The organism is Methylomonas defluvii (genome assembly GCF_033949435.1).
Taxonomy (GTDB): Bacteria; Pseudomonadota; Gammaproteobacteria; order Methylococcales; family Methylomonadaceae; genus Methylomonas; species Methylomonas defluvii.
The window spans coordinates 25,333-37,532 of sequence record NZ_JAXARY010000014.1; the positions used below are offsets into that span (position 1 = coordinate 25,333).

The following is a 12,200-nucleotide window of genomic DNA, read 5'->3' on the forward strand; positions in this document are numbered from 1 at the left end:
CCGGATTTTGGCGGATCAGGCTAGTACAAATCCACCGGATCGACATCCAGCGACCAACGCACCTTTTTGGCTTCCTTCAACGCATAAATGGCGGGCAACAAATTGTCCAGCAAATGGTGCAATTCTTTACGCTGCGGACTCTGCAACAACAACTGGTAACGGAATAAACCTGCGCGCCTAGCCATCGGTGCCGTCACCGGCCCCAGAACCTGCACTTTGCCGGGATTTAGCTCGCTGATTTTCTGACAAACCGCCTGTAAAAACTGTTGCGGTTCCTCGGCCTTGCCAGCTTGCACCCGTAGCAAGGCCTGATGGCCGAAGGGTGGCAAACCAGCCTGCCGCCGCTCCTGCAGCGCACTTTGCGCGAAAGCCCGATAGCCTTTGCTTAGCAGGGTCTCCAGCAAGGGATGTTGCGGATGCCGGGTTTGCAATACAACCTTGCCGGGTTGGTCGGCACGGCCGGCGCGGCCGGCAACCTGCACGATCAATTGCGCCAGCCGCTCGCTGCCATGGTAATCAATACTGAACAGGCCGCTGTCTATATCCAGAATGGCGACCAGCGTCACCCCCGGAAAATGGTGGCCCTTGGCGAGCATTTGCGTCCCGAGAATAATATCCACCCCACCATCGTGAATCTGCTCCAGATATTGTTCCAGCGAACCTTTGCGTTGTGTGGTGTCCCGGTCCAAACGTATCACCACCTTGTCCGGGAACAAGCTTGCCAGGGTCCGCTCGATACGTTCGGTACCCAGACCCAGCGCCTGTAATTCGCCGGTTTTACAGGCCGGGCACTGCTTGGGCAAGGGCTGCTCGCTGCCGCAATGATGACAGCGCAGCAAGCGGTCGGCGGCGTGAATCACCAGATTGGCATCGCAACGCCGGCAGCGCGACACCCAGCCGCAGCCATGGCAAATCTGCACCGGCGCGTAGCCGCGGCGATTGAGAAAAATCAGCGCTTGTTGCTTTTTGGCCAGTGTCTCATGAATTTCCGCCAGCAGCGGCTCGGACAGGCCGGCTTGCATTCTTTTATTACGAATATCCAATAACTGAAAACTCGGGGCCGTGGCGTTACCGGCTCGATTAGGCAAATGCAGCAATTGATAACGGTGCTGGGCGACATTAGCCATGCTCTCCAGCGACGGCGTCGCCGAACCCAATAACACCGGGATACCCAAACCCTTGGCTCTGGCAATGGCAACGTCCCGCGCGGAAAAGCGAAAGCCTTCCTGTTGTTTGAACGAGCTGTCGTGCTCTTCATCGAGAATGATCAGGCCGGGGCGCGGCAGCGGCGTAAACAACGCGGACCGGGTGCCGAGCATGATGGCGGCATGGCCTTGTTGCATGCTCAGCCAGGCCTGCAAACGCTGGTTATCGGTTAACTTGGAATGCGTGGACACCAGGTTCACGGCAAAACGCTTTAGAAAACGCTGCTCCAATTGCGGCGTCAGGCTGATCTCCGGCAGTAAAACCAGCACCTGTTTGCCCTGCGCCAACACCTCGGCGATGATCTGCATATACACTTCCGTCTTACCGCTACCGGTCACGCCCTCCAGCAAGGATACGGCAAAGCGGCCCAGATTGGCGATGACCGCATCGATAGCCGCCTGCTGGTCGGGATTTGCCGGTAACACGCTCTTAGTGACGGCTAATCCGCCGCCCGGAACGGATTCGTGCGCCGTGACCAAGCCCTTGTCGAGCAAGGCTTTCAACGCCGGCTTGTAGGCGCTAAGCGCGGCAGCGGTCATCGCACTCCCGGTGGCCTGCAACAAAGCCAATAGTGCTTGTTGCTTGGGTGCGCGGCGTAACTGTTCCGGGGCAACCAGCCGACCCTGCGGGCTGAGGCCGAAGCAAGGCTGCCGTTGCAGCAAAGCCGGCCGGCCTTGGCGCAAGGCCACCGGAAACGCCGCGGCCAGCACTTCACCAATCGGGTGGTGATAATAGCGGCTGGCCCAGCGTAATAACTGAATGTCGGTGTCCGCCAATAGCGGCTGGGTATCCAGAACGGCGATAGCCGGTTTGAGTTTATCCATCCGGACGCTGGAATTGTCCGCGACAGCCAGCAAAATCCCCACCTGCTGGCGCTTACCGAAGGGCACCAACACTCTGACACCTGCTTGCAATTCGGTCACATTAACGCCAAGTGGCGGCAAATAATCGAATAAGCGGTCCAGCGGAACTGGCACGGCAACTTTCAAAATTAAATTGCCGGGGATGTCACAGTTAGGCATGTCTCGTGATTTTTTTTTGATATTAGCCGGCTAAGTACTTAACAGGATTGAGGAATCTGAGTTACCCACAAAAGCTGTGGATAACTCTGTGGATAGGCTTTTGAGAGAATCGCTTAGTGTCGGTTTTTATTACACATTTGTTAAATTGTGCAAATTTAAGCCAGCTGATTTGCAAATTATAAATCAATGACTTAGCCAAAAAATTAATCTGTGTTAAATATCGCAGGCGCTATCGAAATACCATGCAGGCTACGCGCCGTTTTTGTGCATAACCTGTTGCGAAGCTGTATCGATTCGACGCGGTAACTGCTGCAGTTGCAACAATTGGGTGCCGCGAAAAAATCAGGGTTCCGACACTGACGACTCTTGACATGGCTGAAGCCGCTTTGTCACCAGGAACAATCTCCCCAAGCAACGTGCCAATCGCGCGGCTAGACGGCATCGGCATTGTTAAAAAACTGTAGGCCCGCCCAACCCGCCAACAACAAAAACGCGAATAAGGTCCAGGCCGGAATACTCAGGCCCAGCAAGGTCCAATCGACTTTCGCGCATTCGCCGGTGCCGGTCAGCATCAATTTGATCGTATCCGCCAGCGGGAAATGTTGAAACACGTATTCCAGCCCCGGACTGCATTCCGGCACCTCTTCGGGCGGCAGATGTTGCAACCAGACATGCCGGGCCGAGACGCTGGCGCCAATCAGCGCCGCGGCGGCACTGCACAGCGCGTATATTTTGCGGCCGCGATTATGCAAACCAGCGATTAAAAAAATCACGCCTGTCGCCAAAATGGCCAAGCGCTGCGAAATACACAGCGGGCAAGGCTCCAGCTCTTCGACAAATTGCAAATAAGCACCGACCGCCAACAGCCCAGCGCAGGCGGCAAAGCCCAGGAAAAAACAAATACGTGGATTAAATTTTAAAAAATTCATTTTCTATGTCTTGGATTAATACGGAAGCTGCAAAACTTCGGTTTAGGGCAAACGCTGGCTCAAACCCTGTTCATGCCAAAGGAGAAACAAAACCGTCCGGCTTGACTGCGAGCACTGAACAGTGGATACCGTTAAGGATGACTTCGGCAGTGTTGCCGATGATCAAACCTTTGATGCCGGTACGCGCCACCGTTCCCATCACCAGTAAATTGACGTCCAATCTTGCCGCCAAAGCCGGAATATCGTCCCGCGCACTCCCTCTGACCAAGTGCAGCCTCGGCGATAAGTAATTGTAAGCCTCATCGCCTATCCAATGCCTTAATTTAGCGGCCAAGCCATCGAGCCCGGCCTGGTAGCGGGCTCTTTCGGCTTCAATCTGCATTTCGACGGTTTTACTCGGAATTTCGCCTGCCCACGCGCTCAACATGGAGTCCCAAACGTGTACCAGATGCAGTTCGGCGAAATCGGCGAGCGCGACAGAACTGGCGAGCTCCAAAATTCTGCGGTTCAAACCGTCGTCCGCCCCGTCCGCGGACCAGGGATCGAAATCGACGGCGGCCATAATTTTGGCATAATTGGTTTTTTCTTCCGGCCGCATCAACCAGACCGGGCGCGGACATTTGCGTAACAAATGCATGTCCGTACTGCCGAACAAATGGTCATGGATACCATGGTCGTCGGCGGCCAATTTAATGACCAAATCATGGTCGCCATCCAGAGTCTGGCGCACGATTTCGATAAACGGGCTGCCAACCCGGATTTGCACATCAACGGGATTGACGCTGCTGTAGCCAAGCAGTAAAGCTTCCAGCTTCTGGCGCTCCTGCTCGCGCAGCTGATTGTCGATTTGCTCCGGCGTATAAAGCTCAAGCAAAGCGCCCAGACGCGGTTGTTCGACGACCTGTAAAAACGTCAATCTGGCTTGATTGTTTGCCGCCAACGCGATCACCCGCTCGATAGCCTTCCGCTGGTCGACGGCAAATTCGGCGACATACAGGATGTTTTTGAATCGGTTCATAGCCATGGTGTTGAGATCGTATAAATAGCCGAAATGCTTATATTCCGGCTATATTGTCCGGGCAATCGAAAGCCACTTTGGCGGCGGATGTGCGTCCCGTACCAAAAAATTCCGTTTTCAGCGGGGCCATGCAATTACACTCCGGCCTCAGACTTTACCGCGTCACGGCAAGTGAGGCAATCGCCGCTGTTTATCGGCACGGCACAAATCGACGTGGGAAGTAAGACACGATTTGCTTGGACCGAACATGCCGGCTCAAGCTTGCAAGACCGCTCATTTGCCCATACATCTTAACTACCGTAAATTCCTGATCACAGAGAATCGCCCATGCCCTCCATTGAATTGGTCAGTCTAGTTAGCGCCAGCCTGCTATTAATCAGCGTGTTTTCCAGCAAACTGGCCAGCAAAGTGGGCATTCCTTCGCTGCTGTTTTTTCTCTTGACCGGCTGGCTGATCGGCGAGTTCGGCGGACCGGAACTGCATAGCCCGGAAATTGCAAAATTTATCGGCGATTTTGCATTGATTTTTATTTTATTTACCGGCGGCCTGGACTCGCATTGGCCCAATATTCGCCCGGTGTTATGGCAGGGGTTATGCCTTTCCACACTGGGCGTGTTTATCACGATGCTGCTGTTAGGCAGCTTTGCTTGGTTTATCCTCGGCTCATTCAGCACCTTTTCGCTGGGCGTTCATGGCATTACGCTGACTCAAGGTCTGTTGCTGGCCGCTATTGTCTCTTCCACGGATGCTGCCGCGGTGTTTTCCGTGCTGCGCTCCAGTCACATTGTTTTGAAGGGCAAGTTGCAACCTTTGCTTGAGTTGGAATCCAGCAGCAACGATCCGATGGCCGTGCTACTGACTGTTACCTTGCTGAATTATGCGACCGGGGCCGAATCGGCTTTTCTGGAAGGCGGCATGTTTTTGGTTATGCAACTGTTAATCGGTGTGGCCGTGGGTTATGGCGGCGGGCGTTTCATGGTCTGGTTGCTGAATCACATGGGCTTAAGCTCGGCCGGCTTGTATGCCATCGCCTCCATAGCATTGGTGCTGCTGACGTATAGCGGCGCTACATTCATGCATGGCAATGGTTTTCTGGCGGTTTACGTGGCCGGCATTGTGGCCGGGAACCGGGAGGTTACCCACCACCATTACATCAATGCCTTCCATGACAGCTTCGCCTGGCTGATGCAGATCATTATGTTTTTAACCTTGGGCATGCTGTCGGTACCCTATCGCGCCGAATTGTCGTCCTTGGCCAGTGTGGCCGTGGCGATCAGTTTGTTTCTGATGTTTGTAGCCCGCCCGGTCAGCGTCTTCATCAGTTTACTGTGGGCCAAGATCAGTTTTAAGGAAAAGCTGCTGGTTTCCTGGGTGGGTTTGCGCGGTTCCGTACCTATCGTACTGGCAACGTTCCCGTTGGCGGCCGGCATCAAAGAAGCCGGGGAGATTTTTGTCCTGATCAGTTTTATTGTGGTGATGTCGGTGTTGATTCAGGGGTTTTCGCTAGCAGCTTTGGCGCGTTGGCTGGGATTGGCAGAGAAAAAATAAAATCGGCAGGGCGCAGTCCAAGTGCCGGCTAGATTTTACAAAACTCATTTTCAACGTCTTTCTTAAACGCTCTAATCTCCCGCGAGGGCCCCAAAATCACCAATATATCGCCAACACTCAAACGGCGATCAAATTCCTCCGCCACAAAATGCAGGCGTTCGCTGACTTGTTTATTGACGATACCGATCAGTATCAAATTGTACTGCGAACTTAAATGCAGCTGGCTGACGTGGGCATTCTCCAGATAGCTGTTTTCCGGAATCGCCACCTCGGCCAGATGCAAATCGTGTCTGCCGAATACGGTGTGATCGAAAATATCATTGATATCCGGTCGCTTCAGCATATCGTGAATTTTGCGCCCGCAGATTTCATACGGGTCGATAATCTTGTTGGCGCCCGCCGCTATCAGTTTTTCCGCCGACTCCGGACTGTCGACAATCGCCACGATATTCAACGCCTTATCCAGTGCCCGCGCTGATAGCGTCAGAAATACATTTTCCGAGTCCGTGTCGAAAAAGCAAAACAGCGTATCGATATGCGCACCAATGCCGATCAGCTTCAAATCGTCGTCGCTACGGAAATCGATATTGGCGGTTTCGAAGCCGTTTTCCCGCGCCAGCGCCGCTTTGGCCGGATCGTGATCGATCACGGTGATTTGATATAGCTCTTTGTCCAGCCGGCTAATGGCCTCGAACGACAGCCGGTTGTAACCGAATACGGCGATGTTTTTCATTTGGGATGCCTGCTGAATAAACGGCGCTGTTCCACCTGATCCCGAAAATGATCGATACCGTACTTACGGCCCAATAACACCAGCATGTCGCCGTGCCGCAGGATAAAGTCCACTTCCGGATTGAAATAAAAATGTTGCTGATTCACCTGGTATTTATTCTTGTGTTTCAGATGAATCGGATTGTCGCTGATCACTCCCAACAAGGTGAGCTTACGCTGCTGCAAATCCAGTTGGCCGATTTTTTGATTATCCAGCGGCGACTTTTCGCTGACCAATACCGACTCCATCACCGTCTCGGTTTGATTATGCAAAATGCCGGAGATGGCCTCGAAAGCAACGGGCTGACCGACAAATTCCGCCGCCAGCAATCCGGCAATCTCAAACGGCCTGATGACGTTATCAGCGCCGGCCTGGTAGAGCTTATTGACGTTGTCATGCCGATTGGCACGGGAAATTATGCGCAGGTTTTTATTCAAGTGCCGGCTGGTTAAGGTCACGTAGACGTTAATCACATCGTCGCCGGTGATGCACAGGATGGCACTGGCACCGCGGCAAATACCGGCGTTGATCAACACTTCATTGTTACTGGCATCGCTTTCTATCGCCAGATAACCGCGTTTCTTGGCCAAATCAATCCGCGCCGGCACCCTATCGATGATTAAAAATTTTTGTCTGTCGTTGTGTAAATGCCGGGCAATTTCCTGCCCTACCCGGCCAAAACCGCAAATGATGATGAAATTGTCATAGCGGTCCAGTTCGGCGTAGGTTCTGGATTCACGCACCGACAGCATTTTCTCGCTGAAGGCGGCAATCAAAATGGACGTGAAGAACGACAACACACCCAAGCTGGCCAATATCAAAAAAATCGTCACCCAGCGCCCACCGGTGGTCTGCGGGGTGATGTCGCCAAAGCCGACCGTCGCCAAGGTAACAATGGTCCAATAAAAGGCGTCGAATAAATTATGGATGCCGCTATCGGTGGCCTGATACTCAAACATATAAATCGACACGCTGGCGATAAACACCAAAAAACAGGTGAAGATCAGCAAGGTCATCAATTCGAAGCGTTTGCTGGCCAAAGCGTCGGCGAACAATTTGGCGCTATTGGAGTAACGAAATAACTTGAACAGCCGGAATATGATGAAAATACGCAGGATCGCCAACGGCCGGTAGCTGGGCAAAATGGCCAGAATATCGATAATCGCAAACGGCGAGGTGATGTACTCAATATCCCTGACAAAGGCTTTGCGAAACACCCTGAGCAGATTGAAATTCAGATTCAAATACAGTGCTTTCTCGTATTCCTCGATAATGACTTTATAGGTGTCCGAATAAATCCAGCCCCTGACCAGATATTCGACGATGAATACCATCAAAATCGCCAGCTCGAAATAACCGCCCATCTTGCTGTCTTCGTGTTCGATGTCGTAAATCAGAAAAATCACGCTCAAAATCAGCAAGCCGATCATCGTCGCGTCGAAATATTTTTTTTTGCGGCTATGGCTGTTTTCTAACAGATCGTAAAAAAACAGCTTGGCTCTGCGATACCCGTCGGCGGATTTGAGGTAATAAGCGCAATAAACGATGAGTTTGGCTAGCATCTGGGGTTATTTCTTAAATTCGATCACTTTGCTGGAGGGGTTTAAATTGATTTCGTCGATGACGCAATGCGGGCCGGCTTGCAGGATATAAGACACCGCGTCGGCAATGTCCTCCGCCAGCAAGGCCTGGCCGGACTGTTTGCCGGGCGCGAACGACAATGCATCAAAAAACGCGGTATCGACCATGCCCGGGTTGACCAAGGACACCCGCACCGGGCTTTTGCCGCATTCGTCACGCAAGGCCTGGCTGAAGCCGCGTAAGGCAAATTTGCTGGCGCAATAGATGCTGCCGTTGCGGCTGCCTTTTAACGCGGCTTCCGAGCCGATATACACCAGGTTGGCATGGGCTTTTTGCTTCAGTTTCGGTAACAACGCCCGCGTCAGATAGGCTTGGGCGGTAAAGTTGACGGTCATCAGCGTCTCGATTTGCGCGTAGGAAAACTGCTCCAAACCGCCGAATTGACCGTAACCGGCGGCAAATACCACCGTATCCAAGGCCGGGAAATCGCTTTGCAGCTGCTTGGCAAACGGCGGCAGGTCGGCCAATTGCGCTAGATCCAGCTCGCGGCCGATAAAATGAGGGTGATGTTTGGAAAACTTCCGACAGTCGCGCGATGTGCCAATCACGTGATGCCCCTGCGTCAGCAATTGCCGGGCAATCGCCCGACCGATGCCGGAACTGGCGCCAGTCACCAGTACCGTGCGCTTTACAGTGTGCATGGGAAATAAGCGCTGTGCGGAATGTATTCCAGCAGCATTTGCGCACAATCGGCCATCATCGCCTGTTCCAGATCGGCGCGGTAAGACACCATGCCGGACGCAGTTTGCAGCGGGCTGGCGAACAATTTTTCATCCGGATATAGCTTATGCATTTTTTTGAAATATTGTTCCGGCAAACGAAACACCCCCAGACTGACAGAGTGCAGGGCTTGGGCATCGATGGCCGCAAAGACTTGCTCGAACAAAGCCCGGTATTGCTGCCGATAATCGTGCTGATAAATCAACGGATCGAAACGCAAACCGATTTGCCAGCCTTGTTGCTGTAATTTAGCGGCGGCTTCGATGCGCTTGGCCACATTCGGTGCTTTGGCTTCCACTTTATCTGCTACCGCATCCGGCGACAGGCTAAATGCCACCAAGCAACGCGGCACCACCTCCCGATTTAACAAGCTTCTGATTTGCGTGCTCTTGGTACGCAGTTCCAGCCAGGCATTGGGTAATTCGGCAAACACCGGCAAAAACTGTTCGGCAAAATCGGTGACCGGTTCAAAAGCCAAGCTGTCGCAATCGTAACCCGAGAAAAAATACACATCCTGATCGGGCGTTTGCAGACAGGTCTGGCGAATCTGCTCCTGAAAGTCCTCGTAATTCACAAACAACACATAATTGGCTGACTGGTACATGCCCTGTAAAAAACAGTAACGGCAGTCGTACAAGCAATTGAGCATGTGCGAAAAGTAATAATTACGCTGCCCGCCGATGCCATAGCCAGCCGGCGCGGGCAACACGAACTTTTGGTATTTTTCCGCCAGGATCAGGGCCGGATGTTGCTTTTGTAAGCGAAAGTTTTGCGCCTTGGGATTAAACACCTCGCCGTATCGCTCGCAAACCACTGTCCGTGCTTGCGGAAAACGCCGCCGAATCGTCGCTACGCGCGGGTGCTGCTCGATAGCGGATTCGATGTATAGCGTGTCTATCATGGTGGCTGAATGCGGCAAAAGGCGGGAGAGCATTATAAATGATTGCCGGCGACGGGGCGCCAGCTTACGCCCGATAAAACTGCAAATCCGCGCGTTGCGGCCACTTGTCGCAACTGCCCGGCGCAAATGGTCCGTTGCCGGCATGCTAAATCCGTTATGATGGCTCCTGAAAAACAATAACGTTTTTCAATTGGACCCAGTAGGAAAAAAGATACTTCCCATCAGCATGGATTTGCTTCAAGCCTTTTGCCGGCTATATGGCAAAGGGTGCTGTACCGGTGCTACTTCACGACGAACTTAGACTTATAAGTTGCCGGTGCAAAAAATCTATTCTGTGATGACGTGTTTTTTAGGGCATTGGACCTATTAACCATCACACAAAATCTACTTAATGAAATTATTTACAAAAGCAGTTTTAACGCTGTCATTCGCAGCATCTTTGAGTCTGGTCAACGTTTGTGCCTTTGCTGCTGAAGAAGCGCCAGTTGCAGCAGCACAATCAGGCGCCGCAGGCATTATCGCTCACATCGAAAAAGCACTGGTTGAAGTGAGCAAAAGCGATTTCTCCGCTGCGCAGATTCATCTGAAAGCCGCCAGAACCAGTTCCGAAGCGATTGCCGACACCTCCGAAGCAGCGAAAAAAGCTCACGCCTCTTTGATGCAAGGACAGATCCAGTCTAAAGCCGGTAACGTAGCTAAAGCCACTGAAGAATTGACCAAGACTATAGAACTGTATAAAGCGCTGTAAGGCTTGAACAGGGCTGGGCTGTTATGTCGGTCCAGCCTAATTCAGGGGCAAACCATAGCCCCTACATCCCAAAATAGGCATAGCCGCTCACAGCTATAACGCCGATTCCGACAATCTTGATCTTATCCACCAGCGCTTGCTGGCTCCAAAAATAAAGACAACTGGCTTTTTTGCGGCACCAGAAGGCTATCAGGCTATTGCCGGCCCGCCGACAATGACGGGGAATAATGCGCCAAATGAAGTACAAGCCAACCAGGCCTAGCGTACACAGAATGTAAAAAACGATGACTTGGGTAGTATGCGTATCGGTATGGAATGCGTGTTCTATGACATGATCCAGATTGTATTCGGCATACTCGAACATCAAGTGCGCCACATGCAAAACCACTTCGATAACATGATGGATCAAGCCCATTAGCAGCCCGAATGCGGCATCCGGCATTGCCAGAATTAATAAGACCAGGCTTAACAGCAGGCCGTTCACGGCCCGCTGTTGTGTTTTGGTTTTGTCGATATGCTTGTTTAACAGCGCCGTGTCTTCAGGCGTCAAATTGACGAATTGGGCGCCGATTAAATACGGATAACGGTCGTTTTCGTAAGGGTTGCTGGGCTTGCAATACACCACCTTACAGCAGGTCATGATTGCGGTCATATTGGATAACAGCAATATTCGCAGCATTAGATAATCGCCGGTTTGCAGCGGCTCTTGCGCAGTAAAGGCGATACCGCTGGCGCTGATACTGACGTTGAGCGTGTCGTTTTCCCTGCTTTGCGAATCGGGTAGCGCTTGAGGCGAGACGGTATCGGGCGGATTGCTGTTGCCGAGTAAATCATGGAAATTTTCCGGCGCTTGCATTTGTCCATCATGATCAAGCTTGCGATAGAACAGATTGGCTTGCTCGTGGATGCGAAAAGCCACTCTGCGATTCAATTTCTTGCCGTTTACCTTAGCCATATTCATCAAACCCTAAAAATCGCCTGTTACGTACTGTCGATGATAGTCCAAGACCGTAAACTCTCAATCTGCATAAAAATAGCCCTGACGCAGACTGGCGCGATTGCTCAGGTGTCGTCTTTACTGACCCACTGTTTTACGGCGGGCGGCTGGTAATTGACATAGCGGTCCAGTAACAAATTTGGATCGGACTCGACCATCAACATGTCGCGATGATGCGGTTTGACGAATTGTTCCGCCGCGACGTGGTCCAGGAAATTAATCAAGGCATCGTAATAGCCCGCCACATTTAATACGCCGCAGGGCTTTTGATGAAAACCCAGCTGCGCCCAGGTCCAAATCTCGAATAATTCTTCAAGCGTGCCGATGCCGCCGGGTAGAGCGATAAAGCCGTCCGCCAGTTCGGCCATCAGCATTTTTCGCTCGTGCATGGATTGGGTAACGTGTAATTCGGTGAGATTGGGATGGGCGACCTCCTTGTGCGCCAAGGCTTTGGGAATAACACCAATGGCTTGGCCGCCGAGCTTTAACACCTGATCCGCCACCGTGCCCATGATGCCAATCCCGGCGCCGCCATAAATCAAGCGGATGTTGCGGCTGACCAGGGCTTGGGCCAGCGCCCGCGCGGCCTCGCTATACGCATCAAGCCGGCCGGGACTGGAACCGCAATAGATGCAAATGCTGTTTATCGTTGTCATGTCGGGTATGCCGGAGAATTACGGTGGCTTATATTCGGTGGA

11 protein-coding genes are annotated in these 12,200 nt (G+C 52.4%); 2 read left to right on the forward strand and 9 right to left on the reverse strand.

Annotation, left to right across the window (positions count from 1 at the left end; translation table 11 throughout):
- Positions 1–20 precede the first annotated feature (20 nt).
- From QLH52_RS15130 to QLH52_RS15140, 3 genes are all read right to left on the reverse strand, one after another.
- Positions 21–2,228 (reverse strand): primosomal protein N', encoded by a 2,208-nt coding sequence (locus tag QLH52_RS15130; RefSeq protein WP_319962121.1) that lies wholly within the window; start codon positions 2,226–2,228, stop codon positions 21–23.
- Positions 2,229–2,659: 431 nt separating this feature from the next.
- Positions 2,660–3,157: a disulfide bond formation protein B gene (locus QLH52_RS15135; RefSeq protein WP_319962122.1), complete on the reverse strand. Its 498-nt coding sequence runs from the start codon at positions 3,155–3,157 to the stop codon at positions 2,660–2,662.
- A 70-nt stretch (positions 3,158–3,227) separates the two neighbouring features.
- A complete protein-coding gene (locus QLH52_RS15140; protein ID WP_319962123.1) occupies positions 3,228–4,181 on the reverse strand; it encodes a universal stress protein in 954 nt (317 codons plus the stop codon).
- 321 nt (positions 4,182–4,502) lie between these two features.
- On the opposite strand from QLH52_RS15140, the gene QLH52_RS15145 reads away from it, so the two are divergent.
- A complete protein-coding gene (locus QLH52_RS15145) occupies positions 4,503–5,723 on the forward strand; it encodes a potassium/proton antiporter (protein WP_033156926.1) in 1,221 nt (406 codons plus the stop codon).
- Positions 5,724–5,751: 28 nt separating this feature from the next.
- Here the strand turns inward: QLH52_RS15145 and QLH52_RS15150 are convergent, their stop codons facing one another.
- Genes QLH52_RS15150 through QLH52_RS15165 form a run of 4 tightly spaced genes read right to left on the reverse strand, consistent with a single transcriptional unit; the run spans position 5,752 to position 9,757 of the window.
- Positions 5,752–6,456 carry a potassium channel family protein gene (locus QLH52_RS15150; protein ID WP_033156927.1) on the reverse strand — a complete coding sequence of 235 codons (705 nt, stop codon included), beginning with the start codon at positions 6,454–6,456 and terminating at the stop codon, positions 5,752–5,754.
- Complete coding sequence (locus tag QLH52_RS15155) at positions 6,453–8,057, reverse strand: NAD-binding protein (RefSeq protein ID WP_319962124.1); 1,605 nt, start codon at positions 8,055–8,057, stop codon at positions 6,453–6,455. The genes QLH52_RS15150 and QLH52_RS15155 overlap by 4 nt, the downstream gene beginning before the upstream one ends.
- A gap of 6 nt (positions 8,058–8,063) precedes the next feature.
- Complete coding sequence (locus QLH52_RS15160) at positions 8,064–8,777, reverse strand: SDR family oxidoreductase (RefSeq protein WP_319962125.1); 714 nt, start codon at positions 8,775–8,777, stop codon at positions 8,064–8,066.
- On the reverse strand, positions 8,765–9,757 hold the full coding sequence (locus QLH52_RS15165) for an SPL family radical SAM protein (protein ID WP_319962192.1): 993 nt from the start codon (positions 9,755–9,757) through the stop codon (positions 8,765–8,767). Before QLH52_RS15165 ends, QLH52_RS15160 begins: the two co-directional genes overlap by 13 nt.
- Positions 9,758–10,148: 391 nt before the next feature.
- On the opposite strand from QLH52_RS15165, the gene QLH52_RS15170 reads away from it, so the two are divergent.
- A complete protein-coding gene (locus tag QLH52_RS15170; RefSeq protein WP_319962126.1) occupies positions 10,149–10,505 on the forward strand; it encodes a hypothetical protein in 357 nt (118 codons plus the stop codon).
- A gap of 61 nt (positions 10,506–10,566) precedes the next feature.
- On the opposite strand, the gene QLH52_RS15175 is transcribed toward QLH52_RS15170, so the two are convergent.
- The gene (locus QLH52_RS15175) at positions 10,567–11,466 is read right to left on the reverse strand and encodes a PilZ domain-containing protein (RefSeq protein ID WP_319962127.1); all 900 of its coding nucleotides are present in this window, start codon (positions 11,464–11,466) and stop codon (positions 10,567–10,569) included.
- Between the two features lie 101 nt (positions 11,467–11,567).
- Complete coding sequence (locus tag QLH52_RS15180) at positions 11,568–12,158, reverse strand: LOG family protein (RefSeq protein WP_171697127.1); 591 nt, start codon at positions 12,156–12,158, stop codon at positions 11,568–11,570.
- Positions 12,159–12,200 lie beyond the last annotated feature (42 nt).

Excerpts from the sequence above, each read along its gene's own strand:
- QLH52_RS15160 (WP_319962125.1), bottom strand. The coding sequence starts at position 8,777 with ATGCACACTGTAAAGCGCACGGTACTGGTGACTGGCGCCAGTTCCGGC.
- QLH52_RS15140 (WP_319962123.1), bottom strand. The coding sequence starts at position 4,181 with ATGGCTATGAACCGATTCAAAAACATCCTGTATGTCGCCGAATTTGCC.
- QLH52_RS15150 (WP_033156927.1), bottom strand. The coding sequence starts at position 6,456 with ATGAAAAACATCGCCGTATTCGGTTACAACCGGCTGTCGTTCGAGGCC.
- QLH52_RS15165 (WP_319962192.1), bottom strand. The coding sequence starts at position 9,757 with ATGATAGACACGCTATACATCGAATCCGCTATCGAGCAGCACCCGCGC.
- QLH52_RS15175 (WP_319962127.1), bottom strand. The coding sequence starts at position 11,466 with ATGAATATGGCTAAGGTAAACGGCAAGAAATTGAATCGCAGAGTGGCT.
- QLH52_RS15155 (WP_319962124.1), bottom strand. The coding sequence starts at position 8,057 with ATGCTAGCCAAACTCATCGTTTATTGCGCTTATTACCTCAAATCCGCC.
- QLH52_RS15130 (WP_319962121.1), bottom strand. The coding sequence starts at position 2,228 with ATGCCTAACTGTGACATCCCCGGCAATTTAATTTTGAAAGTTGCCGTG.
- QLH52_RS15135 (WP_319962122.1), bottom strand. The coding sequence starts at position 3,157 with ATGAATTTTTTAAAATTTAATCCACGTATTTGTTTTTTCCTGGGCTTT.
- QLH52_RS15145 (WP_033156926.1), top strand. The coding sequence starts at position 4,503 with ATGCCCTCCATTGAATTGGTCAGTCTAGTTAGCGCCAGCCTGCTATTA.
- QLH52_RS15180 (WP_171697127.1), bottom strand. The coding sequence starts at position 12,158 with ATGACAACGATAAACAGCATTTGCATCTATTGCGGTTCCAGTCCCGGC.
- QLH52_RS15170 (WP_319962126.1), top strand. The coding sequence starts at position 10,149 with ATGAAATTATTTACAAAAGCAGTTTTAACGCTGTCATTCGCAGCATCT.